This window comes from Methylobacterium thuringiense, assembly GCF_022179645.1.
GTDB lineage: Bacteria > Pseudomonadota > Alphaproteobacteria > Rhizobiales > Beijerinckiaceae > Methylobacterium > Methylobacterium thuringiense.
This window is the reverse complement of the sequence record NZ_BPRA01000012.1, coordinates 79,545-106,079: the sequence shown is the minus strand read 5'-3', so window position 1 is coordinate 106,079 and position 26,535 is coordinate 79,545. Positions and strand designations below refer to the sequence as shown.

The following is a 26,535-nucleotide window of genomic DNA, read 5'->3' as shown; positions in this document are numbered from 1 at the left end:
ATGGGACATCGCTGGGGCCATGCAGAAGCCCGCGATGAACCTCCCCCTCCCGAGCGAGAGCGACCTCGTCGCCATCAAGGCCGACGCGCAGACGTGGTTCGCCACGCTGCGCGACCGGATCGTGACGGCGCTGGAGACTTTGGAGGATCAAGCCGCGGGGCCGTTCCATCCCGATGCGCCGTCGGAGCCGGGAGTCTTCGAAAAAACGCCGTGGCAGCGGACCGACCATAGCGGCGCGCCGGGTGGTGGTGGCGTCATGTCCATGCTGAAGGGCCGCGTCTTCGAGAAGGCCGGCGTCCACATCTCCACGGTGCACGGTGAATTCGCGCCGGAGTTCCGGGCGCAGATGCCGGGCGCCTCGGAGGACCCGCGCTTCTTCGCCACCGGCATCTCGCTGATCGCCCATCCGTGGAACCCGAACGTGCCGACGGTCCACATGAACACGCGCTTCGTGGTGACCACGAAGGCGTGGTTCGGCGGCGGGGCAGACCTGACCCCGGTTCTGGAGCGCCGCCGCAATCAGGAAGACCCGGACACGAAGCTTTTCCACGCCTCCCTCAGGCAAGCCTGCGACGCTCACGCGCCGGCGGCTGACTACGAAAAATACAAGGCATGGTGCGAGGAGTATTTTTATCTCCCGCACCGGAAGGAGCCGCGTGGTATCGGTGGAATCTTCTACGATTATCACTGGACCGGCGATCCCAAGGCCGACCTCGCCTTCACACGCGACGTCGGTCAGGCCTTCCTCAAGGCCTATCCCGAGATCGTCTTCTCGAATCTCGCCAAGGACTGGACCGAGGAAGACCGGATCGAGCAGCAGGTCCGGCGCGGGCGCTACGTCGAGTTCAACCTGCTGCACGATCGCGGCACCATCTTCGGGCTGAAGACCGGCGGCAACGTCGCCTCGATCCTGTCCTCGCTGCCGCCGACCGTGCGCTGGCCGTGACGGCCGATCTCCCGAAGGCCTACGCGCCCCAGCAGGAGGCGGCGCTCAAGGCGATTTCCCAATGGATGAAGGGCGGCGGCGATCAGGTGTTTCGCCTGTTCGGCTATGCCGGCACCGGCAAGACCACGCTGGCGCGGCGCATCGCCGACGACGTCGACGGTACCGTGCTGTTCGGCGCCTTCACCGGCAAGGCGGCGTCCGTGATGCGCCAGAAAGGCTGCCACGATGCCGCGACGATTCACAGCCTGATCTACCGCACCAAGGAGGGCGACGAGGGCGGCCCGACCTTTACGCTGAACCGCTCGGGTCCGGCGGCCAAGGCCGACCTCATTGTCATCGACGAATGCTCGATGGTCGATTCCGACCTCGGCAACGATCTGCTGGCCTTCGACAAGCCGGTGCTGGTGCTCGGCGATCCGGCCCAGCTACCGCCGGTACGCGGCGGCGGCTTCTTCACCGAGGCCGAGCCCGACGTGATGCTCACCGAGGTCCACCGGCAGGCGGCGGACGACCCGATCGTGCGCATGGCGATGACGGTTCGCGAAGGCGGCCGGCTGGAACTGGGCACCTTCGGCGACAGCCGCGTCGTCTCGCGGCGGACGCTCGATCCGACCGAGGTGCTCGACTGCGATCAGGTGCTGGTCGGCATGAACAAGACCCGCCGGCTCTACAACAACCGCCTGCGTGAACTCGCCGGCCACAAGGACCCGATGCCGTCCATCGGCGAGAAACTGGTCTGTCTGAGGAACGACCGCACCAAGGGCCTGCTCAACGGCTCTACCTGGACGGTGCAGGCCCTGCGCGCCCCGCCGCGCCCAGACACCATCCGCCTCGATGTCGTCTCCGAAGACGACCCGGCCGCCCGGAAGCGCGCCGTCGACATCAAGGTGCTGCGCCAGATCATCGAGGGCAGCGAGGAGGAAATCCCGTTCTCCATGCGCCGCGAGACCGACGAGTTTACCTACGGCTACGCCCTCACCGTCCACAAGGCGCAGGGCTCGCAATGGGACAAGGTGGTCCTGTTCGACGAATCCTTCGCGTTTCGCGAGCACCGGGCGCGCTGGCTCTATACCGGCCTGACGCGGGCGGCGCGGGCCATCACGGTGGTGGTGTGACGGAGACGGCGGGCGAGTGACGGAAGGCAAGCTTATGAAGATGTACGGCAATTGGCGCTCGGCGGCGTCGTTCCGGGTGCGGGCCGCGCTGAACCTCAAGGGCATCGCCTACGACGAGGTGTTTCTCGATCTCGATGCCGGCGATCACCGGAAGCCCGAATTCCTGGCGATCAACCCGCAGGGCGCGGTGCCGGCGCTCTTTGTCGACGACGGTCCGCCGCTGACGCAGTCGCTGGCGATCCTCGACTATCTGGAGGAGACGCATCCGGAGTCGCCGCTGCTGCCGGCCGATCCGCGGAAGCGTGCCCGCGCCCGCTCCCTGGCGCAGCTCATCGCCTGCGACACGCATCCGCTCTACACGCCGCGGGTGCGCAAGCAACTGATGACGGCCTACGGCCTCTCGAAGGAGCAGGGCCTGGAGTTCCTGCAGTTCGCCTTCGCCTCAGGGCTGGACACGCTGGAGAAACGGCTTTCGACCGAGGCCGGCACCGGCCGGTTCATGCAAGGCGATGCCGTCAGCCACGCCGATCTCTGCCTCGCCAGCCTCTGGGCCGGCACCGGCATCTTCGGGGTCGACACGGCACCCTACCCGACCGTGAAGCGGGTCGCGGAGGAATGTCTGGCGCTCGATGCTGTCGCCCGGGCGCATCCGCTCCGGCAGCCCGGCGCGCCGGCACGCTGACCTCGCGACTGCGACCCCCTCGCGCACGGGCGAGATAGGCCGATCGCGCGGGCGTGATGTATAGACGTTCCAACGTAGGCCTTCGTCGCCATGGGGCATGGCGGCGGCAGGGCCGACGGCTCAAGCACGGGGTGCGGAATGGTTCCGGGTGAAGCGGTCACGGACCGGCACAAGATCGTCGTGGTCGGCGGCGGAGCGGCCGGCCTCGAACTCGTGACCAAGCTCGGGCACAAGCTCGGCAAGGGCAAGGCGCACGTCACCCTGGTCGACCGGGCGCGGACCCACATCTGGAAGCCGCTGCTGCACGAGGTCGCCGCCGGCAGCCTCGACGTCGGCCACCATGCGGTCGACTATCTCCATCACGCCCACGCGCATCATTTCCGCTACCGCATCGGCGAGATGACCGGCCTCGACCGCGAGCGCCGGGTGATCCACCTCGCCGCCAGCCATGACAGCGAGGGCCGCGAGATCACGCCGGTGCGCGAGATCCCCTACGACACGCTGGTGATGGCGGTGGGCTCGACCACCAACGATTTCGGCACGCCGGGGGTGAAGGAACACGCCATCGCCCTCGACACCCAGGACCAGGCGGTGCGGTTCCACCAGCGTCTCGTCAACGGCATGTTGCGGGCCCACACCCAGGTCGGCCCGGTCCGCGCCGGCCAGCTCCATGTCACCGTGATCGGTGCCGGCGCCACCGGCACCGAGCTTGCGGCCGAGCTCCATCGTACCACCCGTGAGGTCGCCAAGACCGGCCTCGACAAGATCGACCCGTCGAAAGACCTCAAGATCACCCTGGTGGAGGCGGCGGACCGCATCCTGCCGGCCGTGCCCGCGCGGCTGTCGGGCGAGGTGATGACGCTGCTCTCGAAGATCGGCGTCGAGGTCCGCGTGAAATCGCGGGTCACGGAAGTGAACGCCGAGGGTGTGCAGCTCGCCGACGGGGGCTTCATCCCCTCCGAGCTCGTCGTCTGGGCGGCCGGCGTGAAGGCGCCGCCCTTCCTGCAGGGTGTCGGCGGCCTTGAGACCACGCGCAGCAATCAGCTTGTCGTCACCCCGATGCTGCAGACCACGCGCGATCCGAGCATCTACGCCATGGGCGACTGCGCCTACCTCGTCGAGCAGGGCTCGGACACGCCGATCCCGCCCCGCGCCCAGGCTGCGCACCAGCAGGCCGCGTATCTCTACAAGCAGATCGTCGCCCGGCTCGCCGGCAAGACCGCGACGCCGTTTAAGTATCGCGACTTCGGCTCGCTGGTCTCGCTCGGCCACTACACCACGGTCGGCAACCTGATGGGCTTCATCCAGGGGAAGAACATGTTCATCGCCGGGCTGTTCGCCCGCGTGATGTACCGCTCGCTCTACAAGATGCACGAGATGGCGGTGAACGGCATGATCAAGACCGGCCTGGATGCCCTCGCCCGCGCGCTCACCCGCCGGGGCGTGGCGCGGGTGAAGCTGCACTGAGGCGCGGTGTCCGGGCCGGGCAACGAAGCGGCGTGGGGTCGCTTCGGCACGGGCTTTGCCGCGACCGCCGTCCTGCTCGGCCTCGCCGCGATCGGCTTCGTCGCCGCGCTCGACCCCTACGGGCTGCGCGCGGTACCCGGCCGTCCGCCGGGGCCGCTGATGGATTCGAACCAGCGCTTCCTCTATCCGCAGGTCGCGCGCTCCGGGGGCTACGACGCCGCCGTGATCGGCACCTCGACGGCCCGGCTCCTCGACCCGCGCGATCTCGATCGAGCCTTCGGTGCCCGCTTCGCCAACCTCGCGATGAACGCCGCGACGCCCTACGAGCAGAGCGAACTCGCCGGGCTGTTCCTGCGCCACGTCGAGGCCAAGGCGATGATCTTCGCCCTCGACGTGACCTGGTGCGAGGCCGATGCGGACCGACGGCGCCTGACCTTCCGGCCCTTCCCGTCCTGGCTCTACGAGGAGGCGGCGAACGGTGCGGTCCTGCGGCAGGTGAATTGGCGCAGCCTCACCATCGCGGGCGGCGTGCTGCTGCACCGCCTCGGCCTCGCGCCGGAACGGATCCGCGGCGACGGCTTCGCGGTGTTCACCCCGCCCGAGTGGAGCTACGACGCGCCGAGAGCAGCAGCGCATATCCATTCCGGTGCGACGGCGCTCGACGACACGGATGCCTCCGAGACCGAGGCGTCGGCGTCGGACGGCCCGATGCCCGCGCTCGCCTGGCTCGACGGATTACTGGAAAAAACGCCTGCGAGCGCTCTCAAGCTCGTCGCCTTCATGCCGGTGAACCTCGCGGCTCAGGCGCGGCCTGACACGGCCCAGGGCGCGCGCGAAAGCGCCTGCAAGGGGTTGGTGGCGCGGATCGGAGCGGAGCGCGGCGCCACCGTGATCGATTTCCGGATCCCCTCGCCTGTCACGCGTGACGACACGAACTACTGGGACGCCCTGCACTACCGCTTGCCGATCGCGAAAAGAATCGTCGAGGGGCTGAAGGCGGCCGAGAGCGACGGTCGGGACGATGCGGCGGGCTTCTACAAAGTCCTGACGCCTCATTGACGGGGCGCCATCATGTGTTCGTCGCACTCTCGTCCAACTCGCTTGGTCTACGCCGCCTGCCCGGCCAGACCGGGACGCTAGAGAGCCTGATAGATGTTGGTCCGCGTTTCCTTCGCCCTGCTCGCAACGGCCACGGCCGCCCTAGCGGCGCCGGCCGCCACGCCCGCCCCGGACCGCGAAGCCCTGCGGCAGTACTGCACCGGCGATTACCTGAGCTATTGCAGCGATTACGCCGCCGATACACCCGAGGTGAAGGCCTGCTTCAAACAGAACAAGGCCAAGCTTTCCCCCGATTGCCGGGCCGCCATCGCCAGCTACACGAAGGCGCAGAAGCGGGGCTGAGGCCTCACGCGGCGCGTTCGGCCTCGGCCCGCGCCCATTCGGCCTTCGTCTCACCGATGAAATCCGCCAGCCGGCCGGCCGAGATCGCAGCGCGCATCCCGGCCATGAGCTCCTGATAGTAGGCGAGATTGTTCCAAGTCAGGAGCATCATGCCCAGGATCTCATCCGAGCGGACGAGGTGGTGGAGATAGGCGCGGGAGTAGTCACGGGTCGCCGCGCAGGCCGATTGCTCGTCGAGCGGCCGCGTGTCCTCGGCGTGGCGGGCGTTGCGGAGGTTGATCCGCCCGTGGCGGGTATAGGCGAGTCCGTGGCGGCCGGCACGGGTCGGCATCACGCAATCGAACATGTCGATGCCGCGCGAGACCGCCTGCATCAGGTCGTCCGGTGTGCCGACGCCCATCAGGTAACGGGGTTTGGCCGCCGGCAGGTGCGGCTCCACCGTCTCGATCATCGCGAGCATCACTGCCTGCGGCTCGCCCACCGCGAGGCCGCCGATGGCGTAGCCCTTGAGGTCGAGATCGGCGAGCGCCCTGGCGCTCTCGATGCGCAAGTCCGGGATGTCGCCGCCCTGCACGATCCCGAACAGGGCCTTGCCCGGCTGCTCTCCGAACGTGACGCGGCAGCGCTCGGCCCAGCGCAGCGATAGCCGCATTGCCTTCTCGATCGCCTCGCGCTCGGCCGGCAGGCGCACGCATTCGTCGAGCTGCATCTGGATGTCGGAGCCGAGCAGGCCCTGGATCTCGATGGAGCGCTCCGGGCTCATGTGATGCGCGGTGCCGTCGATATGCGAGCGGAAGGTCACGCCCTTCTCGTCGAGCTTTCTGAGCGCCGACAGCGACATCACCTGAAAGCCGCCGGAATCGGTGAGGATCGGCCCGTCCCAGCGCATGAACCGATGCAGCCCGCCGAGCCGCTCCATCCGCTCCGCGCCCGGCCGCAGCATCAGGTGATAGGTGTTGCCGAGCACCACGTTGGCCCCGAGGTCGCGCACCTGCTCTGGATACATCGCCTTGACTGTCGCCGCCGTGCCGACCGGCATGAAGGCGGGCGTGCGGATTTTTCCACGCGGCATCGAGATGGCACCGGTTCGGGCGGCGCCGTCGGTGGCGTGGACGGAGAAGCTGAAATCGGTCGGCTGGGGCATGCGTTCGAGCGTCTACCAATGGGTCGCAAGCGGTGCCGGATACCCCTCCCCCCTCTGCGGGGGAGGGTGGCCCGCGAAGCGGGTCGGGAGAGGGGAGCGCCCTCTCCTGAAGCGTCGCTCCCCTCTCCCGACCCTCGCTGACGCGAGGGCCACCCTCTCCCGCAGAGGGGAGAGGGCTTTTCGCGTGGTGTGATCGGTAAGGGAGCCCTATCAGACCGAGGCCGGAAACAGCAGGCTCGAATCGCCGTACGAGTAGAAGCGGTACCCCTCGCCGATCGCATGGGCATAGGCCGCCCGCATCGTGTCGAGCCCCGAAAACGCCGAGACCAGCATGAACAGGGTCGAGCGCGGCAGGTGGAAATTCGTCATCAGCGCGTCGACCGCGCGGAAGCGGTAGCCTGGCGTGATGAAGATCTCGGTGGGCCCGGCGAAGGGGCGGATGGTGCCGTCCGCATCCGCCGCGCTCTCTAGGAGCCGCAGCGCGGTGGTGCCCACGGCGACGATGCGGCCACCCTCCGCACGCGTGCGGTTCAGCGCCTCGGCCGTCCCGGCATCGAGTATGCCGATCTCGGCATGCATCCGGTGCGCGTCGGTGTCCTCGGCCTTGACCGGGAGAAACGTGCCGGCGCCGACATGCAGCGTGACGGCGTGCCGCCGGATGCCCGCTGCGTCGAGTTCGGTCAGCATCGCTTGCGAAAAATGCAGGCCGGCGGTGGGGGCCGCCACCGCGCCGGGCTCGCGGGCGTAGATCGTCTGGTAGTCGGTGGCGTCGCGGTCGTCCGTAGGGCGCTTTCCCGCGATGTAGGGGGGCAGCGGCAGGGCGCCTTGCGCCATGATGGCCTCGTCGAGCGCCGGGCCGGAGAGGTCGAAGCGGAGCGTGATCTCGCCGCCCTCCCCCTTGCTCTCGATGGTGGCGTCGAGCCGGCCGAGTTCGCAGGTACCGCTGGCGCCCGCGTCGTCGCCGAACCGCAAGAGATCGCCTGGGGCGAGGCGCTTGCCCGGCCGGGCGAAGGCGCGCCAGCGGTCGGGGGCCTCGCGCAGGTGCAGCATCGCCTCGACGCGTTGACCCGGTGCGCCCGGCCGGTGCCGGATTCCGGTGAGGCGGGCCGGGATCACGCGGGTGTCGTTGAAGACGAGGGCGTCGCCCGCCCGCAGCAGGCCGGCGAGGTCGCGCACGCCGCGATCCGAGAACGGTTCGCCCGGCCGCACCACGAGCAGCCGCCCGGCATCGCGCGGGCTGGCCGGTCGCAGGGCTATCGAGGCCTCCGGCAGGTCGAAATCGAACAGGTCCACACGCATCGCGCGCCAACAGCACGGAACGCCGGGATGAATCAAATGTCGGCCGCGGCGGCGCGCGGAACCGCGGCCTTGCGGCCCCGTTCGCTATCCGGTCCCGGTCGATCTTGCCCGGACCGCGGACAAGGATCGCGGCATGAGCGATGTTACCGGCCTCAACCGTGTCACCCTCGACGGCCAGCTCGTCGTCTACTGGGAGCGCGAGGCCGCCCGGTTCGACGATCTGGCGAAGCGCGCGTCGTTCAAGTGGATGGCCCGCAGCTACGCCCGCAGGGCCGAGCGTGCCCGCTCGCTCGCCGATACGAGCCGCACGCGGGAGGCCGCACGGGGGCGCGGCGTGGGTTCAGCCTGAGGTGGCACGATGACGCCTCCGAAGAAGCGACGCGGCGGAGTCCGTAAGGATGCGGCGAGCGAGAGCCGGCTGATCGGCACGTGGCGGATCTATGAATCCGACCTTTGGAACACGGATTATCTCGACATGGTCGACCCGGCCACGATGACGATTCCGGCGAACGGCCTCGGCGAATCCTGCTTCGGCGTCGTGACCTACGCTACCGATATCCGCTTCGCCGGCCCCGACGACATCGCCTTCACCTTTGCAGGCTCGGACGAGGGCGACGAGGTCGGCGTGCTGGAAATCGAATTGTCGTTTCACCCCGGCGACGACGCGGTGCTCAAGGCACGGAGGATGTGAGCGGGTTCTCGACGCGGGATGCGTCCTCTGCATCCCCTCGACCGAGATCCTCGCCCCTCACTAACTGTGCAGGATCAGGGTGATTAGCACGGCGGCCGTGCAGACGAACATCGTCACGCCGAGCGCCAGGCTCGCGAGGGTCGTCGACGAGATGTAGGTCCCCGCGACCGAACCGAGGACACGCAACGCGCCCTGACGGTCGTGTCCGGACGGATGTCCACAGGACGGGCAGGCGACGGCCTTGTCGGAGATGCGATGGTCGCAAGCGGTGCATTGGATCAGAGCCATGACGCTTTCCTCTCCTCGAACCGTAGTGCCGGACGACCGTCGGGGCGTCCCGACCGAGGATATCGGCACGCGCGAGCGCGGCGGCAAGCGGGAGGCCCATAGCCCCGGCTAAAACCTGTGCCGTGGCCTTCGGGCGAGGTCGCGGCTATGGCCGCGCTTCTTGCCGTCCCATCCGCGAGCGTCCGGTCGCCCCATGAATCGCACCGAGAAAGCCGCCTTGCTCAGCGCCGCCATCGGCGCCCTCGTGATGGCGCTGAAATTCGGTGCGTTCTCGCTGACCGGAAGCATCGCGCTCTATTCCGACGCGCTGGAGAGCATCATCAACGTCGTCGCCGCGATCTGCGCCTTCGTGGCGTTGCGCGTGGCATCCCGCCCGGCGGACGACGATCATCCCTACGGCCACCACAAGGCCGAGTATTTCTCGGCGGTGATCGAGGGCGTGCTCATCATCGTGGCCGCCCTGCTGATCCTGCGCGAGGCCTACCAGGGCATCGTCACGCCCAAGCCCCTCGACACGCCGGTGATCGGCCTCGCCGTCAACGGGCTGGCGACGGCGATCAACGCGGCCTGGGGTTGGGTGCTGCTGCGCCGCGGCCGCGCCTGGCGCTCGCCGGCCCTCGTCGCAGACGCCCGTCACGTGATCGCCGACGTGGTGACGTCATGCGGCGTGGTCGTCGGCCTCGCTCTGGTGCTCGTCACCGGCGTTCTGGTGATCGATCCGCTCGTGGCGGGCCTCGTCGCCCTGCAGATCCTGTGGTCGGGTTGGACGATGATGCGCGATTCGCTCAACGGCCTCATGGATCAGGCCGCCTCGCCCGAACTGGTCCTGAAGCTGCGCCGCCTGATCTCGCATCACAGCGAGGGTGCGCTGGAGGCCCATGACGTGCGCACGCGCCACGCCGGCAGCGCCACCTTCATCGATTTCCACCTCGTGGTGCCGGGCGAGATGACGGTGGCCGATTCCCACGCCATCTGCGATCGGCTGGAAGAGACCATCGAGGGCGAGATCCAGGGCGCCGTGGTGACGATCCACGTCGAACCGGGCGACCATGCCAAGCAGCGCGGCGTGCCGGTGATCTGACCAGAACGGCGCAGCCATGCGGCGTCAGCGCCGAATTCGCCCCATCGCCGCTTCGCATCCCGCTACGCCTGGGCTAGAAGCCCGGCCGCGAGAGCCCTCAGCCACGGAGCCGACAGGACCGCGATGACCGATCCGCTGCCGAACGTCCATGTGCGCGCCGAGGTCCTGACCCAGGCCCTCCCCCACATGCAGCGCTACGATCAGGAGATCGTAGTCATCAAGTATGGCGGGCATGCCATGGGGGATCCCGCAGCCGCCGAGGATTTCGCCGAGGACATCGTGCTGCTGGAGCAGTCCGGCCTCAAGCCGATCGTCGTGCACGGCGGCGGCCCGCAGATCGGCCGGATGCTGAACCGGCTCGGCATCCAGTCCGAGTTCAAGGGCGGGCTCCGCGTCACCGACGAGGCCACCGTCGAGGTGGTCGAGATGGTTCTCGCCGGCTCGATCAACAAGCAGATCGTCGGCTGGATTTCGGCCGAGGGCGGCCGGGCCATCGGCCTGTGCGGCAAGGACGGCAACATGGTCCGCGCCAAGCGGGCCACGCGCACCATGCGCGATCCCGAGACCGACACGGAGACCGAGATCGATCTCGGCCTCGTCGGCGAGCCCGACCATGTCGAGCGCGGCGTGCTCGACGCGGTCCTGAAGGCCGAGCTGATCCCGGTCCTCGCTCCCGTCGCCTACGGTCCCGACGGCAAGACCTACAACGTCAACGCGGACACCTTCGCGGGCGCCATCGCCGGGGCGCTGCGGGCCAAGCGCCTGCTGCTGCTCACCGACGTTCCGGGCGTGCTCGACAAGGACAAGAACCTGATCCCCGAGCTCTCGGTGGAGGATTGCCGCCGGCTCATCGCCGACGGCACCATCACCGCAGGCATGATCCCCAAGGTCGAGACCTGCATCTACGCCCTGGAGCAGGGCGTCGAGGCGGTGGTCATCCTCGACGGAAAGGTGCCGCATGCGGCGCTGCTGGAGCTGTTCACGGATTACGGCGCCGGCACGCTGATCCGGCGGGGCTAAGCCGCCGCGTTTCCCTTGGCGCCTCCGCGCGCCTATCCTACGGGGCGGCCATCCGGCCGCCCTTCCCTCGGCAGCGCATGACGAGTTTCTTGGCCGTCCAGGGCAAAACCAGCTTCGGCACCAGCGACAGCCGCGGCTTCGGCCGGGTCGACACCTGGGTGTTCGACCTCGACAACACGCTCTATCCGAGCGACGCGATGGTCTGGCCGCAGGTGGACGAGCGGATCACGCTCTACGTCATGCAGCTCTACGGGCTCGACGGGATCTCGGCTCGCGCCCTGCAGAAGCATTTCTACCACCGCTACGGCACGACGCTGAAGGCGCTGATGGTCGAGGACGGGATCGACCCGCACCACTTCCTCGACTTCGCCCACGACATCGACCACTCGACGATCCGTCTCGACGTGGCATTGGGTGCGGCCATCGAGCGCCTGCCCGGGCGAAAGCTCATCCTCACCAACGGTTCGCGGCGGCACGCCGAGAACGTGGCGGCCAAGCTCGGCATCCTCGATCATTTCGAGGACGTCTTCGACATCGCGGCCGCCGGCTTCGTGCCGAAGCCCGAGCGCTCGACCTACGAGCGCTTCCTCGGCCTGCACACCGTCGACCCGATGCGCTCCGCCCTGTTCGAGGACATCGCCCGCAACCTCGTGGTGCCGCACGATCTCGGCATGGCGACGGTGCTCGTGGTGCCGCCCGTGCCTGATCCGTTCCGCGAGCGCTTCGAGCAGGAGGCGGTGCAGGAGCCGCATATCGACCACATCACCAGCGACCTCGCCGGCTTCCTCGAGGCTTGCGTCCTGCCGGAGGCCCTGGGCCAGTGACCGACCGCTCCCAAGATCGTTTTCAAGACCGCGCCCCGACCCTCGCGGAGATCGAGGCCATCGCGTTCGACGCCTTCGCGCAGCTGCCGCACGCCTTCCGGCGGCTCTGCGCGGGCGTGCGCATCCATGTCGACGACTTTCCCGACGACGCGACCCTCGACGAGATGGAGTGCGAGTCCGAATACGACCTGCTCGGCCTGTTTCGCGGTACAGGCCTCGCGCAGGCTGGCGAAACCACGACTGGCCAGATGCCCAACGCCGTCTGGCTCTACCGTCGGCCGCTCCTCGACTACTGGGCCGAGCACGACGAAAGCATCGGTCACCTCGTCACCCACGTCCTCGTCCACGAGATCGGCCACCATTTCGGGCTGTCGGACGAGGACATGGCGCGGATCGAGGCGCAGGCGGAGGCGTGATCAGCGCACGACTTCGATCCGAACGCCGATCTGAATCTTTGCCGAAGCGCGATCGGCAGTAATCGCAACAGCGTTGGTGCTTGCTGCGAGTGCCAGACAAGCCCTGTCGCCGAGCGAAAGACCTGCCGTTCCCGTTGCTGCACGCAGCGCGCCGCAAGTTCCGGCCTGCAAGCCGTCGAACGGTTCGACGACGATGCAGAGCTCACGCAGATCGGCGATGGCGTCCTCGGCCATCTGTCCGCGATCAACCATCTTGGCGACCACTTCGGCGTAGTTGACGGCGCTTATGCAAGCTCGATCGAGAACCGCCTCCACGCTGGCGGCACCGGGTTCTTCGAAAAGGATGCAGAGGAGAGCGGAGGCGTCGAGGACGAAGTCAGCCTTACTCACGTTCCGCCTCGGCACGACGCTCGAAGATCAGCTCCTCCGAAACGAGACCGGATTTGGGTGCAAAAGCACGTAGTTTGGCTTGGATACGCCGAAGGGTGGAGCGGGCCGGCCTGATGCGCAGCTCATCGCCATGCAGCTCCATGAACACGGCATCGCCCTCGGTAAGGCCCATTCTCTTCCGAACGGTGGCTGGGACGATGATGCGGCCGCCTTTGACCATCTTGCCCTTGAGCGCTGCCATGCCGGCCACCGTGTGAGACCACCGCGAGCGGAGATCTGTACCACTTTGCTGGAAAGCCAGAAAGACAGTCTCATGAGGCTCTTGAGGTAGCCGCGCCGGGCCGGCGCTCACACCTGCGTCTTCACTAACAGGCTCGCCTTCGGCCGGCTCGACCGGAACTGCCCGCGCTCGATCGCCACGAAGGCCAGCACCGCGATGGCGATCGACGTCAGCCACCAGATCGCGGTGAGGCCGACGCCGATGCAGCCGATGGTAAACACGGTGGCGAAGGCGGCGATGGACCCGGGGACCAGGAGCGAGCTGTCGCGGCCGGCCCGGCGGATCGAGGCGTAGAGGGCGAAGGCGGCGGCGAAGGCGCCGACGATGCCGAGCTCGTACCAGAATTCGAACAGCATCGTGGTCGGTGCGTTGGCAGGCAGCAGGCCGACGAAGCGGCCGCGCAGAGCCGTCTCGAGGCCATGCCCGGTGATGAAGCGCACCGGCTCGGTTGTCACCAGCTTCTGCCAGACCTTGAGCGAGAGCGCGCTCGGCGCGGTCGCCCCGAACAGGGCGGCGCCGAGCGGACGGATCAGGAAGGGCAGCAGGGGAGCGGCGGCGAGCAGCAGCGCGGCGGTCAGGGCCGTCACCCGCACACCGAGGGCCTGCCGGACGTTGGTCAGGGCGAAGGCGAGCGCGCCGACGCCCAGCGCCAGCAGCGGCGTCAGTCCGGGTGCCAGCAGCAGCGCCCCGGCGACGAGCAGCACGGTGGCGAGCGCTCCGGTGTCGCGCCGGCGCGAGCGCAGCCAGGCCACGGCCGGCCAGGCGAGCAGCGCGAGCAGCACCGAGCCGCGTTCCAGCGCGCCGTCGCCGTCGCCGTTGTCGCTCATCATGGCGTCGCCGAACAGGCCGATCAGGATGGCGACGATGGCCGCCGCGCCGACGCCGAGCGGCAGAAGGTAGAGGTTGGCCGAGCGCATCCGGTCCGGCAGGGCGAGGTAGCCGGCGAGCGTCAGCACGATCGTGGCGACGAGGTTGGCCAGGCGTTCGGTCGCCGGCCCGGGGAACGGCGTCCAGGCGAGCGAGAGCGCCGACCAGAAGATCACCAGCGTGCCGGCGAGGAAGGCCGGTGCGCGGAGCAGCCGGAAGATGCCGCCGCCGGGCGGCCGCTGCTTGCCGTCGATGGCGCTGGCGATGATGAGGAGCGCCACCGTGATCGGCGCGAGCACCACGGTGGCGCGGCGCGAGACCTGGGCGGCCACCGGCACGATCACGAACAGTGTGAAGAACCCGATGCGGCGCAGGAGCGCTGCGGCGTCGAGAGCGGGGTCGGCGGTGGTGGTGGGCGCGCGCGCCATGTTCGAACCGGGACCGGCGCGGCGCGCAGGTACAGGCGCCGTCATGCTTCTCCTAGTTCAGCCGTCGCGGCAGCGCTGTAGGGCTCCTGCAACACCTGTGCCTCGATGGACACGCGCCGACGGACCGTCACACTGCGCGCGTCACGGGCACCGGACGTCTTCTCCGCCGGCTCAAGCTGCGCCCGAAATCGGTGATCACCCGCCAGCCGCCCCAGGCTGCGAGGAAGCCGACGAGGCCGGCGATCAGCCCATCCGTCGTCGTCGGCACGGCCGGCTGATAATCGCGATACGCGGCCCGCGCCACGGCGACGTCGGGATTGCGGGCGACGGCCACGGTCTTGCCCAGCGGCGAGGCGGCGGCGTCGATCGCCTGCTTCTGCGCGTCGAGGGCCTGGAAGCGCTCAACGTCGCCCCGCACGGCCTCGCCGCGGCGGGCGACCAGGGCGTCGGCGTTCCTGCGCAGGTTTTCGATGGCGCTTTCGCGGGTGTTGCCGGTGGCCAGCGCGTCCGAGTCGAGCGTCGCGATCTGGCGCCGCAATTCCTCGATCGCGCCGCCGAGGCGCTGGGCGTATTGCTGCGCGAATTCCGGCGCCTGCGCCGCGATGATCGCGCCGATGATGCCGAGCGCGAGGCCGAACGTGCGGATCACACGAAACACGGGTCGTCTCCTGAAGGGTTCGATAAAAAGAGCACGAGCGCGCCGCCTGTTCCAGCCGCCATCGTCAGCCGTCGGCGCGGATCGCACGCGCGACGTCGTCCTGCGTGACATCGGCCAGCGGCTTTACGATCTTGAGCGCGACGCTGCGCTGGCCCGGCGCCATCACCAGGATCACCGTCTCGAAACCCGGACAGGCCGGATCGGCGCAGACGATTTCGTTGACCTTTAGCACGACGCCCTCGCCGTAGCCGCCGGCCTCGCGCGCCCAGGCCGCGACGCGCTCACGCCCGGCCTGTCGTTCGGCGTCTCCCGGACGCGGCCGGCCGAATCCGAACAGCGCCATCCCGGCCTCAGCGCGGCAGCGTCAGGATGCCGGCCTGCCCGTCGGCGCAGCCGAAGGCGAGGCGGCCGCCGCTGGCGTCCCAGGCGAGCGCCGTGATCGCGCTGTCCTTCACGGCCGGGCGTACCAGCAGTTCGGCGGCGTCGACGAAGCGCACGAGCAGGATGCCGCCATCCTCGTAGCCGATCGCCAGCACGAGGGCCTTGGGATGGAAGGCGACGCGGGCGACGCGGGCCGGGCGCACGCCGCATTCGCGCGGCGCCTTGCCGGTCGGTCCCTCCTTCGTGTCGAAGGGCCAGACGATGGCCGCCTCGGCGCCGCTCGTCGCCAGCCAGTCGCCGTCATGCGACCAGGCGGTAGAGCGGATCTTGGCCGGATAGCCGGACATCCGCATGTGGCCGCGGTCGGGCTGGAGGCGCCAGCCGTGCAGGGCGTTTTCCTGCATCGTGGTGATGACGAAGCGCCCGTCCGGCGACCAGGTCACGTCGAGATGCGAGCCCTTCCATTCGACGAGTTCCGCCGGCGTCTCGAGATTCGGGTACCAGAGGCTGACGCCGTTGTAGTGAGCCACCGCCAGCCGGTAGCCCTTCGGGGCGAAAGCGAGCCCCCGGGCGCTCGTCGGCGCGGCAAACGTCCGTTCACGGCCCTTGGCGTCGCGCGATACGACGTTCTTCCCGACCGAGTAGGCGATGCCTCCGTCGGGGTGCAACGCCAGCGCGTCGATCCAGGCACCGCCCTTGGCCGCCGCAACCTCGGCGACCGAACCATCGGCGGAGACGGACATCACGCGGCCGTCGTCGCCGCCGGTGACGAGCCTGCGTGCGTCGCCGGTGGCCACGAGGATGCCGGCCTCGCCATGTGGCGTCACGGTCCGCTGCTCGCCCTCTCGTGCCAGCACGACGCCGCCCTCGGCCATCGCCAGGGCCAGCGTATCCTTGAGCCAGTGCGCGAGGGCGACGTGCGAGCCGGCGGCGAGCGGCACGACGTGGTCGGTGAGGGAGGGAACGCTGGAACTCATCCGCGCGGGCCTTTTCGAGACGGCGAGAGGGTCAGGGAGAGGGTCTGGCGGCGATGGCTTCGGGCGGCTTGCCGGTCCTGAGCGCGTGGAGCCCGGCCCACAGGGCCAACACTCCGGTGATGCCGGCCGGGACCGCGAGGGCTTCGATGCCGAGTCGCATATGCGCGAGGGTGCCGGCAACCGCCCCGACGAGCAGCGACAGCCAGACGAGGCCGTCGCCGACCCAGCCGAAGCGGGGACCGCGCCCGGCCAGCGCCAGCGCGACCTTCTGGCCGAAGGCGAACAGTGCCCCGGTGACGAAGGTGGTGCCGGCGCGAAAACCCTGGACCTGCGCCAGAACGGCGTTCTGTGCGCCCATGGCGAGCGACAGGAACAGGGAGGCGGTGCCGAGCTGCAGATTCTCGCGCGCCGTGACGAATGCGGTGGCGACCGCGACTGCCTCGAAGGCGAGGATGGCCGGCGTCGCCCAGCGCTCCGGCGCCAAGGCGGCGATGGCGCCGCCCGTCACTGACCCGACCAGGAAGGCGAGGATCAGCAGGAGGGGCAGCAGCGCCGTGTGTCCCTCGCCATGGCCGACCGCGACGGCGAGCTGGGTCGTGTTGCCGCTCATGAGCGAGGTGTAGAGGCCGCCGAGCCGGATGAATCCGATCGCGTCGACGAACCCGGCGAGTGCCGTCAGCATCAGGCCGAAGCCGAGGAGAACGGGCCGGCTCACGGCGTGTCACGCAGTGGAATGCAGTTCTTAACGTCCGGCCCCGAAAGGTTAACGATTCGGTTACCAGTTCGGCGCAAATCGAGGGAATCACGGTGAACGACGGCGCAAGCGGAGCCGTTGGTCCGGCGATCTGAAAGCTTTGCCGTTGCAGGCTTTCGGGTGAGTTGGAGTACCCTCATGCTGCCTTTCGCCTGTTTCCCCGCCGCCCCCGCCTTCCGTCTCGACGGGCTGGCGGATCGCGTCGTCCTCGTCGTCGAGGATGAATTCATGGTCTGCGAACTCACCGCCGAAGCCCTGCACGACGAGGGCTACCGCGTGCTCACCGCCGCCGACGCGATGGAGGCGGAGGAGATCCTCGCGCACGAGCGGGTCGACCTGCTCTTCACCGATATCGATCTGGCCCGCAACACGAACGGCCTCGTGCTCGCCCACCGCGCGCGCTGCCAGCACCCCGACTTGCCCGTGGTCTATACGTCGGGTGGCTGCGGCGGCCTGTCGCCGAGCGAAGCGGTGTGCGACTCGGTCTTCGTGCCGAAGCCTTATCTCCCGAGCGACATCGTCGCGCTCACCAACGACATCCTGCGCCGGTTCCCCAGCCCCCACCACGCGTGAGCGCGCCGCGCTCGCGCCGAAACCCAGGACACTTTCCGATGCGCTCAGCGCTTTCGACCGCCCTCGCGATCCTGCTGGCAAGCGGCGTTGCCGCCTCCGCCGCCTGCGACGTGAAGGGGCTGAAGCTCGAAGACGAGATCGCGGACAAGAAGGAACTGCAGAAATCGGCCAACGAGCAGACCGTGCGCGACCTGCGCACGCTGCGGGACGCCGCGATCGTGCTCGACGCCTTCAAGTTCGAACCGGAATGCGAGCGCCTCGTGGTCATCCTGAAGCAACTCACCGCGCACCCGGTGAAGACGATCGAGCGCGGCGGCGACACCGACGAGGAAAAGGCCGAAGAGATCGAAGAGGCCCGCGAGCCGAAGGCGCCCGCGAAGGCGAAGTAGCAACGCTCATCTCGATGTAAACCGCTTTCCCGGACGCATGAAACGCAGCGGACTGCGATCCGGGATCGGGTCGGAAAGTCTTCGCGAAGCGTCCGTGTATCTTTTCCCGGCAGCAGAAAGCGGCGCCGCTACGCGGCGACTGCTTGCGCTGGATCCTGGATCACATTCCGCTGATGGTCCAGGCGTCCGGGAAAGGGCGGAGGACCTGGCTCAAACCTTCAAGGTTCAGTCGCCGGACCTTAGGGCAGGCGTCTCCGCCCCCTGATCCCCGCTCCGCTTCGCCGAACGCGAAATCCTGGCGACGATGCGGGCGCGCAGTGTCTCCGACAGCTCCACCTCGATCAGCCGCCACGACCAGTTGCGCAGCCGCATCCTGATCTTGAACTGGTCGGGGCCCGGCCGGTCGGGTGGTACGGCGATCACCACCGTGCGGAAGCCTCGCAGCTCCGAGGCCGTGTAGAACGCGCCGAGCCGGCCGAGTTTCTCGACGCGCAGGCCTTGCGAGGCGAGAAGAGCCGGCGGGTTCGGCAGGTCGAGGCCCTGCGGCCAGCCGTCGTCGAGGAGGTCGACGGTGGTCTGCGGCGTGACGAGCGCTTCGGCGAGCGGCAGCGCCAGTGCCGTGGCCGCATCGACGATGCGCTGGCGGTCGCGCGCCTCGAACTCGCTGCTGCCGGACTTCACCGCTGCGGCGAGCTGCCGGGTCAGCGAGACCCGCAGCGTGCGGAAATTGACGTGGTTCTCGACATAGGCCGTGTCGCCCGCCTGGACCGCGCGGGCGAGCTCGTAGAGGGCCCAGAGCGGGGTCAGCGTGTACGCGAACCAGCCGAGCGCCAACACGATCGGGATCAACCAACAGCGCATGTGTCGGCCCGTGTCAGGTGGCAGGCGGGCGGGTCGGGCATGGGCTCACGCCGGCCCCCGCCATGCCGCATGGCCGGCGAAGGCCGCGACCACGCTCTCGTAGACCGGCCGCTTGAAGGGAACGATCAACTCGGGCGTCGCGGCGAGTGCCTCCCAGCGCCAGCGATCGAATTCCGGCTTCTGCGTGCCGCCGGCCGGCCGCTCGATGTTGATCTCCTCGTCGGCTCCGGTGAAGCCGAAGGCGAACCATTTCTGGGTCTGGCCGCGGTAGCGACCCTTCCACGCGCGCTTCAGGAGATCGGGCGGAAGATCGTAGGTGAGCCAGCCCTCGGTCCGGCCGAGCAGCGTCACCGAGCCGGCCGACACGTTCGTCTCCTCGTGCAGCTCGCGCAGGGCCGCATCGAGGGGCGCCTCGCCGGCGTCGATCCCGCCCTGCGGCATCTGCCAAGAATGGGCCGGCGCGATCGCCCCGCCGCCGCCCCGCCGCCGGCCGAGGAAGACGAGCCCGTCGCGGTTGAACAAGGCGATCCCGACGCAGGGACGATACGCAGGCTCGTGCCGGTCGCGGGTATCGGGTGAGGACAGGGTCATGACGTCACGACCATAGGACGTGCACTTGCCCGGCCGCAATCTTGAGGACCGGCGAATGTTCCGATGTGCGGACGATGCCCCGCGCTTGCGGCGTCCGCCCGGCGACACCCTCGCCCGCGAGCGGCTTCCTCGAACCGGTCAATGGTCGGCGACCGAGACCTTGGCCGCGCGCGGCTGTCCGCGCAGGGCCGCGCTCACCGGGACGAGGCGGATGCCGCGCGCTTCGAGGTCGCGGGCCCAGCGGGCGATGCGATCGATGGAGAGCTGCTGCGCGCTGGCCGAGGCCAGGGCGAAGCCGTTCTTCTTTGCCTGCGCCTCGAGCCGCGCCAGCTCCCGGTCGATCGCCTCGGGACGCGCCATGGCGTCGAGCACGATCTCGGCGCGGGCGGCGGGGACCTTGAGCTTGAGGGCGCTCGCCGCCGCCTTCGAGCCCTGCGAGGCGCCGTCGTCGACGAAGCCGAGGCCGCGGCCGCCGATCTCCTTCAGGATCGGCTCCAGGGAGGCCTGATCGCTGAGCAATTTGCCGCCCATGAAGTTCACGAGGCCGACGAAGCCGGGGAACCGGCTCATCGCCCAGGCGAGGCGATCGAAGTTCTCGGCCGGCCGTGAGGAGGTCAGCAGCGTCTGCGGGCCGGGGTCGCTGTCGGGATAGTCGAAGGGCTCCATCGGGGCCTGGAGCAGGATCTCGTGACCGGCGTCGCGGGCTCGGGCGGCGGTCTTTTCCAGGTCCGCGGCATAGGGCGACAGGGCGAGGCTGATCGCGGGCGGCAGGCGCGCGATGGCGGCGGCCGTCGCAGCCTGGCCCGTGCCGATGCCCGAGACGAGGATGGCGATGCGGGCGCTGCCGGAGCCGTCGTCGGGGCGGGCATAGGCGTCCAGGGCGCGCAGACGCCCCTCCCCGAGTCGCGGCATGACGCCGTGCCGGCCGCGCTCGGTCAGGCGCGGATCGGGAGCCGCGGCAAGTCGGGTGGAATCCGGCGCCGGCACGCGGATGATCACCGCTTCCTCGGGCGCAGCCGTGCCGGCGGGGCGGGTGACCGTGACACCGGAGGCCCTTTCGACGTCGCCTGCCGAACTCTGCAGTGAGGGCGGCGCGGCCGGTGCATCCGGCTGCGCCTCCGCCGCCGCGGCAGGGGCGCCGGCCCGCGCCTGCGGTGCGGATTCGCGGACGGCGATCATCGCGACGGCGCGCGGCTCGCCGCCATGCGGGTCGCCGGTCAGGGTGAGGAGTCCGATGCCGAGCACGGCGACGCCGCCCAGTCCCGGCGCGACGTAGCGCACGTAGGGACGCAGCACCGCGAGGCGGCTCGGCTTCGGCGCGTCGATGCCGAGCGGACGGGTCAGGATATCGTCGGAGGGCTCGCTCACCGGGGTCCCAATGCCAAGGGCAGCGACGGGACGCCTCGGACGCGAGACGGCCCGCAGCATCGGTCTTAACCGACATTGCGGGCCGTCATGGTTAACGCTTCGCTAATCCGCGGCCCGAAAGCCGCAGGAATCGGCTTAGTTCGGGGTCGAGGGCTTCGTCACGTTGGCGGCGCCCTTCTGGATGCCGTGCAGGAAGTCGACGGCGGCGATGAGCTGCTTGTCCTTGGCCGGATCCGGCGGGATGTAGGCCGACGAACCGCCGCGCTCCTCGACGTCCTTCTGCTTGAGGTGGCCCTTCAGGCCGGCCTCGCCCTTGGTCTCGTCCTTGCCCTTCAGGTCGTCCGGCACCTCCTGCAGGATCTCCTGATCCGGCTCGATGCCCTTCGCCTGAATCGAGCGGCCCGACGGCGTGTAGTAGCGCGCCGTGGTCAGGCGGAGCGCGCCCTGGCCACCGAGCGGGATGATCGACTGCACCGAGCCCTTGCCGAAGGAGCGCGTGCCCATGATGGTCGCGCGCTTGTGATCCTGCAGGGCGCCGGCGACGATCTCGGAGGCCGAGGCCGCGCCGCCGTTGACCAGCACCACGATCGGCTTGCCCTTGGCGAGGTCGCCGACCTTGGCCGAGAAGCGCTGGGTCTCGTCCGGGTTGCGGCCGCGGGTCGAGACGATCTCGCCGCGGTCGAGGAAGGCGTCCGACACCATCACCGCCTGGTCGAGCAGGCCGCCCGGGTTGTTGCGCAGGTCGAGCACGTAGCCCTTGAGCTTGTCGTTGCCGATATCGGTCTGGAGCTTGTCGATCGCAGTCTTGAGGCCGTCGAAGGTCTGCTCGTTGAACTGGGTCAGGCGGACGTAGCCGACATCGTTCGACTCGACCTTCGAGCGCACGGGCCGGATCTTGATGATGTCGCGGTTCAGCGTGACGTCGAGCGGCTCCTTGGCCTCCTTGCGGGAGATCTTGAGCTTCACCGGCGAGTTCACGGGGCCGCGCATCTTGTCGACGGCCTGGTTCAGGGTGAGGCCCTGGACCTGATCCTCGTCGATCTGCGTGATGATGTCGTTGGCGAGCAGGCCGGCCTTCGAGGCGGGCGTGTCGTCGATCGGCGAGACCACCTTGATCAGGCCGTCCTCCATCGTGACCTCGATGCCGAGACCGCCGAACTCACCGCGCGTGGTGGTCTGCATGTCGCGGAACGCCTTCGCGTCCATGTAGCTCGAATGCGGATCGAGGGAGGTCAGCATGCCGTTGACCGCCGTCTCGATCAGCTTCGATTCCTCGGGCTTCTCGACGTAGTCGGTCCGCACCTTCTCGAAGACGTCGCCGAACAGGCTGAGCTGCCGGTAGGTCTCGGCCGAAGCCGCCACCGCGCTCGTTCCGGAGAGCAGATGGGTCTGCGTCGACACCGCGGACACGCCGGCGCCGAGAAACGCGCCGACCAGGACGAGGGACACCTTGCGCATTATCCGCGAACCTTCTCGCTGGGGCTTCTGGCCCACCAAGGCTCCGGATCGATGGAGCCGCCGTCTTTTCTGAACTCGACGTATAAGACTGGGTCGCCCCGATCATCGTCCTTCGATGACGCAGTTTGCGACGTATTTACGACCGGAGTGCCTGCGCCGCCCTCGCCCATGGAAGCGACCGGCTCTCCTGCGAGCACGAACTGACCCACCTCGACGTCGATCCGATCCATGCCTGCCAGCAAGAGATAGTAGCCGTCGCCCGCGTTGATGATCAAGAGTCGCCCGTAGGAGCGGAACGGGCCTGCATACGACACCCAGCCGTCCGCGGGCGAGGAGACGTTCGCTTTCGGCCGCGTCATATACGACACCCCACGCATGGTGCCGCCATTGCCGTCGGGCTGGTTGAAGCCGCGCATCAGGTTTCCGCTGACGGGCCTCGGCAGCTCGCCGCGCGTATCCGCGAATTTCACCTTCGGCGCGAGCCGGGCGGGATCGCGAAAACCCGCCGCCGCGAAGCGCTCCTGCGTCGCCTTGGCCTCCCGCTCCTCGGCGGCCTTGGCTTCCGCGGCGGCGCGCCGGGCGGAGGCGACCTCGCCTTCCATGCGGTCGACGAGTTCCTTGAGGGTCTTGGCCTGGCTGCCGAGTTCGGCGGTGCGCTGGCGCTCGGTAGCGAGGTTGCCCTCGATCTCGGCCATGCGCTTGCGGCGGGCGTCCACCAGCGCGTCGAGACGCTGCTTCTCCTTGGCCCAGCCCGCGATGTCGGTCTTCAAGCTTTCGCGATCGGCCGCGATCAATCCGCGCACACGCACCAATTCGGTGAGGTCTGCGGCGAGCGTCTCGGCCTCGCCGCGCAGTTCCGGCACCACCGCGCCGAGCATCATCGAGGTCCGGATCACGGCGAGCACGTCCTCCGGCCGCACCAGCACCGCCGGCGGCGGGCGCCGGCCCATGCGCTGGAGGGCGGCCAGGATCTCGGCGATGACGCCCCGGCGCGCGTCGAGCGATCGGCGGATCGCACCTTCGCTGTCGCCGAGCGTCTTGAGGCGCTCCTCGAGCCGGGTCAGCCGGTCCTCGGTCGCCTGGGCCTGTCGGGCGGCGTCGAGGAGCGCGAGGTTCAGCTTCGCCCGGTCGTTGCCGATCGCCGCGACCTCGGTTTCGAGGCTCGCGCGGTTCGCCGTGCTGGCGGTGAGCGCGTCCTGGATCTGCTTGAGGCTCTCGGCGCGCCGGTTCTTCTCCTCGGTCGCGCGTTGGATCGCCTCGGCGTCCTTCGGCTCTTCGGCATGCGACGGCACGGCCAACCCGAGGAAGGCGGCCATCCACAAGCCCGCGGTCCTGCGCGCCCGTCGCTGCATCGTCGTCGTCAGCCGTCTTCGGATTTCGGTGTCCCTCACAGAACTCCCGCTGCGCTGTCGTGGCCAGAGGGAAAACGACCTGCTCATCGGGAGTTCGGCCAGGTGCATTCAGGCTTCGCCGCGATGATACGGGTGGCCCGCCAGGATGGTCAGGGTCCGGTAGACCTGCTCCCAAACGAGCACACGCACCAGACCATGCGGCAGTGTCGCGGCTCCGAAGGCGAGAATAAGGTCGGCCCGTGCCCGCACGCTCGCGTCGAGACCATCCGCACCGCCGATCGCGATGACGAGGGCCGGCCGTGCGGCATCCCGCCACAGGCCGATCCGCTCGGCGATCTTCTCGCTGGCGAGGTCCGAGCGCCCGCGTTCGTCGTAGGCGAGCAGCGCAGCATTGGCCGGGAGCTGCGCGAGGATCGCCTGCGCCTCTTCGGCCTGACGGTCGGGGGCACGGCGGGCGCGGCTCTCGGCGACTTCGAAGAGGTCGCAGGCGGTGAAGCCGAGGCTACGGCCGAGGGCGATGGCACGCTCCTGGTAGCGGGCGGCGAGATCGCGTTCTGGACCGTTCTTCATGCGTCCGACGGCAACGATCAGGAGGCGCATGCGATGGGTCTGGTCCAAGACTCGTCGGGCGTTTTCGCTTCCAGCCCGACGATGCCAATTCCCGTTCGGTGTCGGCGCGTCAAGGATGGAATGCGGCCGGCCCCGGTGCCGATGTCACCGCATCGCGCCCGGCCGGTTGCCCGCCGCCCAGTCGAGCGCCTGCTCCAGCCGGTCGTTCCCCCAGAACAGCTCGCCATCCTCGGTCAGGAAGCTCGGCGCGCCGTAGATGCCGCGGGAGCGGGCCTCCTCGCCGGCCAGCTTGAGACGGCCCTTGCTCGCCTCGGAGGAGGCCGCCCTGAGGATTGCCGTGCCATCGAGGCCGAGCTTGTCGAGGATCGCGACGACCGCATGCGGCTCGGCGATGGAGCCGCCCTTGGCGAATTCGGTCTCGAACACCGCTTTCGTAAACGGCACCAGCCAGTCCTGGTCGGCCCCATGGATCGCGGCGCGGGTGGCGCTGAGCGAATTCTGCGGGAACGGGTTCGGGCGCGTGACCGGCGGCAGCCGGTAGCGCGCGGCCTCGCGGTCGAGGTCGCGCCACATGTTGCGGCCTTTGACGGGAAAGATGTTGAACGGCGAGTTGGTCCAGCCCTGAGCCGCAAAGATCGGTCCGAGCAGGAACGGGCGCCAGCGGATTTCGACCTCAGCGGCCTCGGCAAGGCCCTCGATCCGCATGGCGGCGAGATAGGAATAGGTGGAGGCGAACTCGTACCAGAATTCGAGGGTCGGCCGTCGCGCCATTCGTCGAATCTCCGGGGAGCTGAGTATCTACGTAGTGTCCTGCGCGAGCATGGCCGCGGCAAGGCCGATTTGCGTCGTGGACGGAGCAACGAACAGACCATCGAGCACGGCCAGCAACGCCGCACGGCAGGCATGGTTGCGCCGCTCGCGGCTCCGCTGTTAAGCCGCCTGCTTCCGGTTGCCCGATGCGATGACGACGCCCATGACCGACGCTTCCCCCGCCTCCTCTCCCGTGAAGAAGGTCGTGCTCGCCTATTCCGGCGGCCTCGACACCTCGATCATCCTGAAGTGGCTCCAGACCACCTATGGCTGCGAGGTCGTGACCTTCACCGCCGATCTCGGCCAGGGCGAGGAGCTGGAGCCGGCGCGCAAGAAGGCCGAACTCCTCGGCATCAAGCCGGAAAACATCTTCATCGAGGACCTGCGCGAGGAATTCGTGCGGGACTACGTGTTTCCGATGTTCCGCGCCAACGCGGTCTACGAGGGCGTCTACCTGCTCGGCACCTCGATCGCGCGGCCGCTCATCGCGAAGAAGCAGATCGAGATCGCCGAGCGCGTCGGGGCCGACGCCGTCTGTCACGGCGCCACCGGCAAGGGCAACGACCAGGTTCGGTTCGAGCTCGGCTACTACGCGCTCAAGCCCGACGTCACTGTCATCGCCCCCTGGCGCGAATGGGACCTGAAGAGCCGCGAACAGCTGATCGCCTTCGCCGAGCAGCACCAGATCCCGATCGCCAAGGACAAGCGCGGCGAGAGCCCGTTCTCGGTCGACGCCAACCTCCTGCACGCCTCCTCCGAGGGCAAGGTGCTGGAGGACCCGGCCGACGAGGTGCCGGAATACGTCTTTTCCCGCACGATCTCGCCGGAAGAGGCACCCGACACCCCCACCATCGTCACCATCGGTTTCGAGAAGGGCGACGCGGTCTCGATCGACGGCGAGGCGCTGTCGCCGGCAAGCCTGCTGGCCAAGCTCAACCAGCTCGGCCACGACAACGGCATCGGCCGGCTCGATCTGGTGGAGAACCGTTTCGTCGGCATGAAGAGCCGCGGCATGTACGAGACGCCGGGCGGCACCATTCTACTGCCGGCTCACCGCGCCATCGAGTCGATCACGCTGGACCGGGGTGCGGCGCACCTCAAGGACCAGATCATGCCGCAATACGCCGAGCTGATCTACAACGGCTTCTGGTTCTCGCCGGAGCGCGAGATGCTGCAGGCGCTGATCGACAAGAGCCAGGAGAAGGTCGCCGGCGAGGTCCGGCTCAAGCTCTACAAGGGCGGCGTCCACGTCATCGGCCGCACCAGCCCGCACTCGCTCTACGACCAGGACCTCGTCACCTTCGAAGAGGGCGCCGTCGCCTACGACCACCGCGACGCGGCGGGCTTCATCAAGCTGAACGCCCTGCGGCTGCGCACGCTGGCCCAGCGGAAGAAGCGCGACGGCGAGTGAGGGTTGCGGGGCTTGCGGTCGATTGACCGGACGCTTCGCGACT

General features: G+C 68.9%; 32 protein-coding genes. 15 read left to right on the top strand and 17 right to left on the bottom strand.

Features of this window, described 5'->3' with window-relative positions; all coding sequences use genetic code 11:
• Positions 1-34 precede the first annotated feature (34 nt).
• The 6 genes from hemF to MFF07_RS14125 all read left to right on the top strand — a co-directional run bounded on the left by hemF (position 35) and on the right by MFF07_RS14125 (position 5,611).
• The gene (gene hemF, locus MFF07_RS14150) at positions 35-946 is read left to right on the top strand and encodes an oxygen-dependent coproporphyrinogen oxidase (RefSeq protein WP_238232233.1); all 912 of its coding nucleotides are present in this window, start codon (positions 35-37) and stop codon (positions 944-946) included.
• Positions 943-2,061 (top strand): ATP-dependent DNA helicase, encoded by a 1,119-nt coding sequence (locus MFF07_RS14145; RefSeq protein ID WP_147814568.1) that lies wholly within the window; start codon positions 943-945, stop codon positions 2,059-2,061. Before hemF ends, MFF07_RS14145 begins: the two co-directional genes overlap by 4 nt.
• A 34-nt stretch (positions 2,062-2,095) precedes the next feature.
• Positions 2,096-2,743, top strand: coding sequence for a maleylacetoacetate isomerase (maiA, locus tag MFF07_RS14140; RefSeq protein WP_147814691.1), 648 nt, complete (start codon positions 2,096-2,098; stop codon positions 2,741-2,743).
• A gap of 138 nt (positions 2,744-2,881) precedes the next feature.
• Positions 2,882-4,210, top strand: a complete 1,329-nt coding sequence (locus MFF07_RS14135; RefSeq protein ID WP_147814570.1) for an NAD(P)/FAD-dependent oxidoreductase — start codon at positions 2,882-2,884, stop codon at positions 4,208-4,210.
• 6 nt (positions 4,211-4,216) lie between these two features.
• Complete coding sequence (locus tag MFF07_RS14130) at positions 4,217-5,269, top strand: hypothetical protein (RefSeq protein ID WP_238232232.1); 1,053 nt, start codon at positions 4,217-4,219, stop codon at positions 5,267-5,269.
• 93 nt (positions 5,270-5,362) lie between these two features.
• On the top strand, positions 5,363-5,611 hold the full coding sequence (locus MFF07_RS14125; protein ID WP_147814584.1) for a hypothetical protein: 249 nt from the start codon (positions 5,363-5,365) through the stop codon (positions 5,609-5,611).
• A gap of 4 nt (positions 5,612-5,615) precedes the next feature.
• Here MFF07_RS14125 and tgt read toward each other — a convergent pair whose 3' ends face one another.
• Complete coding sequence (tgt, locus tag MFF07_RS14120; RefSeq protein ID WP_147814596.1) at positions 5,616-6,755, bottom strand: tRNA guanosine(34) transglycosylase Tgt; 1,140 nt, start codon at positions 6,753-6,755, stop codon at positions 5,616-5,618.
• 210 nt (positions 6,756-6,965) lie between these two features.
• Positions 6,966-8,054 carry a tRNA preQ1(34) S-adenosylmethionine ribosyltransferase-isomerase QueA gene (gene queA, locus MFF07_RS14115; RefSeq protein ID WP_147814597.1) on the bottom strand — a complete coding sequence of 363 codons (1,089 nt, stop codon included), beginning with the start codon at positions 8,052-8,054 and terminating at the stop codon, positions 6,966-6,968.
• A gap of 133 nt (positions 8,055-8,187) precedes the next feature.
• Here queA and MFF07_RS14110 point away from each other — a divergent pair, with 133 nt between their 5' ends.
• Entirely contained in the window at positions 8,188-8,403 is a 216-nt protein-coding gene (locus MFF07_RS14110; RefSeq protein WP_147814598.1) for a hypothetical protein, read from the top strand.
• A 9-nt stretch (positions 8,404-8,412) separates the two neighbouring features.
• Positions 8,413-8,745 (top strand): hypothetical protein, encoded by a 333-nt coding sequence (locus MFF07_RS14105; protein WP_147814599.1) that lies wholly within the window; start codon positions 8,413-8,415, stop codon positions 8,743-8,745.
• A 60-nt stretch (positions 8,746-8,805) separates the two neighbouring features.
• Here MFF07_RS14105 and MFF07_RS14100 read toward each other — a convergent pair whose 3' ends face one another.
• Positions 8,806-9,033: an FmdB family zinc ribbon protein gene (locus MFF07_RS14100; RefSeq protein ID WP_147814600.1), complete on the bottom strand. Its 228-nt coding sequence runs from the start codon at positions 9,031-9,033 to the stop codon at positions 8,806-8,808.
• 193 nt (positions 9,034-9,226) lie between these two features.
• On the opposite strand from MFF07_RS14100, the gene MFF07_RS14095 reads away from it, so the two are divergent.
• The 4 genes from MFF07_RS14095 (at position 9,227) to MFF07_RS14080 (ending at position 12,374) form a co-directional block, all read left to right on the top strand.
• Positions 9,227-10,114, top strand: coding sequence for a cation diffusion facilitator family transporter (locus MFF07_RS14095; RefSeq protein ID WP_238232231.1), 888 nt, complete (start codon positions 9,227-9,229; stop codon positions 10,112-10,114).
• 123 nt (positions 10,115-10,237) lie between these two features.
• The gene (gene argB, locus MFF07_RS14090) at positions 10,238-11,134 is read left to right on the top strand and encodes an acetylglutamate kinase (RefSeq protein ID WP_147814602.1); all 897 of its coding nucleotides are present in this window, start codon (positions 10,238-10,240) and stop codon (positions 11,132-11,134) included.
• 77 nt (positions 11,135-11,211) lie between these two features.
• A complete protein-coding gene (locus MFF07_RS14085) occupies positions 11,212-11,958 on the top strand; it encodes a pyrimidine 5'-nucleotidase (RefSeq protein ID WP_373322351.1) in 747 nt (248 codons plus the stop codon).
• Positions 11,955-12,374 (top strand): metallopeptidase family protein, encoded by a 420-nt coding sequence (locus MFF07_RS14080; protein WP_147814603.1) that lies wholly within the window; start codon positions 11,955-11,957, stop codon positions 12,372-12,374. The genes MFF07_RS14085 and MFF07_RS14080 overlap by 4 nt, the downstream gene beginning before the upstream one ends.
• Here the strand turns inward: MFF07_RS14080 and MFF07_RS14075 are convergent, their stop codons facing one another.
• The 7 genes from MFF07_RS14075 to MFF07_RS14045 form a co-directional block, all read right to left on the bottom strand.
• Positions 12,375-12,764: a type II toxin-antitoxin system VapC family toxin gene (locus tag MFF07_RS14075; RefSeq protein WP_147814604.1), complete on the bottom strand. Its 390-nt coding sequence runs from the start codon at positions 12,762-12,764 to the stop codon at positions 12,375-12,377.
• The gene (locus MFF07_RS14070; protein ID WP_238232230.1) at positions 12,757-13,005 is read right to left on the bottom strand and encodes an AbrB/MazE/SpoVT family DNA-binding domain-containing protein; all 249 of its coding nucleotides are present in this window, start codon (positions 13,003-13,005) and stop codon (positions 12,757-12,759) included. Before MFF07_RS14070 ends, MFF07_RS14075 begins: the two co-directional genes overlap by 8 nt.
• A 107-nt stretch (positions 13,006-13,112) precedes the next feature.
• On the bottom strand, positions 13,113-14,339 hold the full coding sequence (locus tag MFF07_RS14065; protein WP_147814695.1) for a peptide ABC transporter permease: 1,227 nt from the start codon (positions 14,337-14,339) through the stop codon (positions 13,113-13,115).
• A 127-nt stretch (positions 14,340-14,466) separates the two neighbouring features.
• Positions 14,467-14,997 (bottom strand): DUF2937 family protein, encoded by a 531-nt coding sequence (locus MFF07_RS14060; protein WP_147814606.1) that lies wholly within the window; start codon positions 14,995-14,997, stop codon positions 14,467-14,469.
• Between the two features lie 64 nt (positions 14,998-15,061).
• Positions 15,062-15,340 carry a hypothetical protein gene (locus tag MFF07_RS14055; RefSeq protein ID WP_147814607.1) on the bottom strand — a complete coding sequence of 93 codons (279 nt, stop codon included), beginning with the start codon at positions 15,338-15,340 and terminating at the stop codon, positions 15,062-15,064.
• A 7-nt stretch (positions 15,341-15,347) separates the two neighbouring features.
• The gene (locus MFF07_RS14050) at positions 15,348-16,355 is read right to left on the bottom strand and encodes a WD40 repeat domain-containing protein (protein WP_147814608.1); all 1,008 of its coding nucleotides are present in this window, start codon (positions 16,353-16,355) and stop codon (positions 15,348-15,350) included.
• A gap of 31 nt (positions 16,356-16,386) precedes the next feature.
• Positions 16,387-17,070: a YoaK family protein gene (locus MFF07_RS14045; RefSeq protein WP_147814609.1), complete on the bottom strand. Its 684-nt coding sequence runs from the start codon at positions 17,068-17,070 to the stop codon at positions 16,387-16,389.
• 177 nt (positions 17,071-17,247) lie between these two features.
• Between MFF07_RS14045 and MFF07_RS14040 the strand changes: the two genes are divergently transcribed.
• Together MFF07_RS14040 and MFF07_RS14035 are read left to right on the top strand one after the other, a co-directional pair.
• Positions 17,248-17,682, top strand: a complete 435-nt coding sequence (locus MFF07_RS14040; RefSeq protein WP_147814610.1) for a response regulator — start codon at positions 17,248-17,250, stop codon at positions 17,680-17,682.
• A gap of 38 nt (positions 17,683-17,720) precedes the next feature.
• Positions 17,721-18,071 carry a photosystem reaction center subunit H gene (locus MFF07_RS14035; protein ID WP_147814611.1) on the top strand — a complete coding sequence of 117 codons (351 nt, stop codon included), beginning with the start codon at positions 17,721-17,723 and terminating at the stop codon, positions 18,069-18,071.
• 225 nt (positions 18,072-18,296) lie between these two features.
• Here MFF07_RS14035 and MFF07_RS14030 read toward each other — a convergent pair whose 3' ends face one another.
• The 7 genes from MFF07_RS14030 to MFF07_RS14000 all read right to left on the bottom strand — a co-directional run bounded on the left by MFF07_RS14030 (position 18,297) and on the right by MFF07_RS14000 (position 25,042).
• Positions 18,297-18,932, bottom strand: coding sequence for a DUF2939 domain-containing protein (locus MFF07_RS14030; protein WP_147814612.1), 636 nt, complete (start codon positions 18,930-18,932; stop codon positions 18,297-18,299).
• Between the two features lie 45 nt (positions 18,933-18,977).
• Positions 18,978-19,523 carry an RNA pyrophosphohydrolase gene (locus MFF07_RS14025; protein WP_147814614.1) on the bottom strand — a complete coding sequence of 182 codons (546 nt, stop codon included), beginning with the start codon at positions 19,521-19,523 and terminating at the stop codon, positions 18,978-18,980.
• 138 nt (positions 19,524-19,661) lie between these two features.
• A complete protein-coding gene (locus MFF07_RS14020) occupies positions 19,662-20,891 on the bottom strand; it encodes a divergent polysaccharide deacetylase family protein (protein ID WP_147814616.1) in 1,230 nt (409 codons plus the stop codon).
• Positions 20,892-21,026: 135 nt separating this feature from the next.
• Positions 21,027-22,349 carry a S41 family peptidase gene (locus MFF07_RS14015; RefSeq protein WP_147814618.1) on the bottom strand — a complete coding sequence of 441 codons (1,323 nt, stop codon included), beginning with the start codon at positions 22,347-22,349 and terminating at the stop codon, positions 21,027-21,029.
• A complete protein-coding gene (locus tag MFF07_RS14010; protein WP_238232229.1) occupies positions 22,349-23,665 on the bottom strand; it encodes a murein hydrolase activator EnvC family protein in 1,317 nt (438 codons plus the stop codon). The genes MFF07_RS14015 and MFF07_RS14010 overlap by 1 nt, the downstream gene beginning before the upstream one ends.
• 144 nt (positions 23,666-23,809) lie before the next feature.
• A complete protein-coding gene (rlmH, locus tag MFF07_RS14005; protein ID WP_147814619.1) occupies positions 23,810-24,301 on the bottom strand; it encodes a 23S rRNA (pseudouridine(1915)-N(3))-methyltransferase RlmH in 492 nt (163 codons plus the stop codon).
• A gap of 114 nt (positions 24,302-24,415) precedes the next feature.
• Entirely contained in the window at positions 24,416-25,042 is a 627-nt protein-coding gene (locus MFF07_RS14000; RefSeq protein WP_238232228.1) for a 2-hydroxychromene-2-carboxylate isomerase, read from the bottom strand.
• A gap of 202 nt (positions 25,043-25,244) precedes the next feature.
• On the opposite strand from MFF07_RS14000, the gene MFF07_RS13995 reads away from it, so the two are divergent.
• Positions 25,245-26,492: an argininosuccinate synthase gene (locus tag MFF07_RS13995; RefSeq protein WP_147814623.1), complete on the top strand. Its 1,248-nt coding sequence runs from the start codon at positions 25,245-25,247 to the stop codon at positions 26,490-26,492.
• Positions 26,493-26,535: the final 43 nt, after the last annotated feature.

Bases quoted from the DNA above. Each gene is read 5' to 3' on its own strand.
- hemF (WP_238232233.1), top strand. From the start codon at position 35: ATGAACCTCCCCCTCCCGAGCGAGAGCGACCTCGTCGCCATCAAGGCC.
- maiA (WP_147814691.1), top strand. From the start codon at position 2,096: ATGAAGATGTACGGCAATTGGCGCTCGGCGGCGTCGTTCCGGGTGCGG.
- MFF07_RS14135 (WP_147814570.1), top strand. From the start codon at position 2,882: ATGGTTCCGGGTGAAGCGGTCACGGACCGGCACAAGATCGTCGTGGTC.
- MFF07_RS14125 (WP_147814584.1), top strand. From the start codon at position 5,363: ATGTTGGTCCGCGTTTCCTTCGCCCTGCTCGCAACGGCCACGGCCGCC.
- tgt (WP_147814596.1), bottom strand. From the start codon at position 6,755: ATGCCCCAGCCGACCGATTTCAGCTTCTCCGTCCACGCCACCGACGGC.
- queA (WP_147814597.1), bottom strand. From the start codon at position 8,054: ATGCGTGTGGACCTGTTCGATTTCGACCTGCCGGAGGCCTCGATAGCC.
- MFF07_RS14110 (WP_147814598.1), top strand. From the start codon at position 8,188: ATGAGCGATGTTACCGGCCTCAACCGTGTCACCCTCGACGGCCAGCTC.
- MFF07_RS14105 (WP_147814599.1), top strand. From the start codon at position 8,413: ATGACGCCTCCGAAGAAGCGACGCGGCGGAGTCCGTAAGGATGCGGCG.
- MFF07_RS14100 (WP_147814600.1), bottom strand. From the start codon at position 9,033: ATGGCTCTGATCCAATGCACCGCTTGCGACCATCGCATCTCCGACAAG.
- MFF07_RS14095 (WP_238232231.1), top strand. From the start codon at position 9,227: ATGAATCGCACCGAGAAAGCCGCCTTGCTCAGCGCCGCCATCGGCGCC.
- argB (WP_147814602.1), top strand. From the start codon at position 10,238: ATGACCGATCCGCTGCCGAACGTCCATGTGCGCGCCGAGGTCCTGACC.
- MFF07_RS14085 (WP_373322351.1), top strand. From the start codon at position 11,212: ATGACGAGTTTCTTGGCCGTCCAGGGCAAAACCAGCTTCGGCACCAGC.
- MFF07_RS14070 (WP_238232230.1), bottom strand. From the start codon at position 13,005: ATGGCAGCGCTCAAGGGCAAGATGGTCAAAGGCGGCCGCATCATCGTC.
- MFF07_RS14065 (WP_147814695.1), bottom strand. From the start codon at position 14,339: ATGGCGCGCGCGCCCACCACCACCGCCGACCCCGCTCTCGACGCCGCA.
- MFF07_RS14055 (WP_147814607.1), bottom strand. From the start codon at position 15,340: ATGGCGCTGTTCGGATTCGGCCGGCCGCGTCCGGGAGACGCCGAACGA.
- MFF07_RS14050 (WP_147814608.1), bottom strand. From the start codon at position 16,355: ATGAGTTCCAGCGTTCCCTCCCTCACCGACCACGTCGTGCCGCTCGCC.
- MFF07_RS14040 (WP_147814610.1), top strand. From the start codon at position 17,248: ATGCTGCCTTTCGCCTGTTTCCCCGCCGCCCCCGCCTTCCGTCTCGAC.
- MFF07_RS14035 (WP_147814611.1), top strand. From the start codon at position 17,721: ATGCGCTCAGCGCTTTCGACCGCCCTCGCGATCCTGCTGGCAAGCGGC.
- MFF07_RS14030 (WP_147814612.1), bottom strand. From the start codon at position 18,932: ATGCGCTGTTGGTTGATCCCGATCGTGTTGGCGCTCGGCTGGTTCGCG.
- MFF07_RS14025 (WP_147814614.1), bottom strand. From the start codon at position 19,523: ATGACCCTGTCCTCACCCGATACCCGCGACCGGCACGAGCCTGCGTAT.
- MFF07_RS14015 (WP_147814618.1), bottom strand. From the start codon at position 22,349: ATGCGCAAGGTGTCCCTCGTCCTGGTCGGCGCGTTTCTCGGCGCCGGC.
- MFF07_RS14010 (WP_238232229.1), bottom strand. From the start codon at position 23,665: ATGGCCGCCTTCCTCGGGTTGGCCGTGCCGTCGCATGCCGAAGAGCCG.
- rlmH (WP_147814619.1), bottom strand. From the start codon at position 24,301: ATGCGCCTCCTGATCGTTGCCGTCGGACGCATGAAGAACGGTCCAGAA.
- MFF07_RS14000 (WP_238232228.1), bottom strand. From the start codon at position 25,042: ATGGCGCGACGGCCGACCCTCGAATTCTGGTACGAGTTCGCCTCCACC.
- MFF07_RS13995 (WP_147814623.1), top strand. From the start codon at position 25,245: ATGACCGACGCTTCCCCCGCCTCCTCTCCCGTGAAGAAGGTCGTGCTC.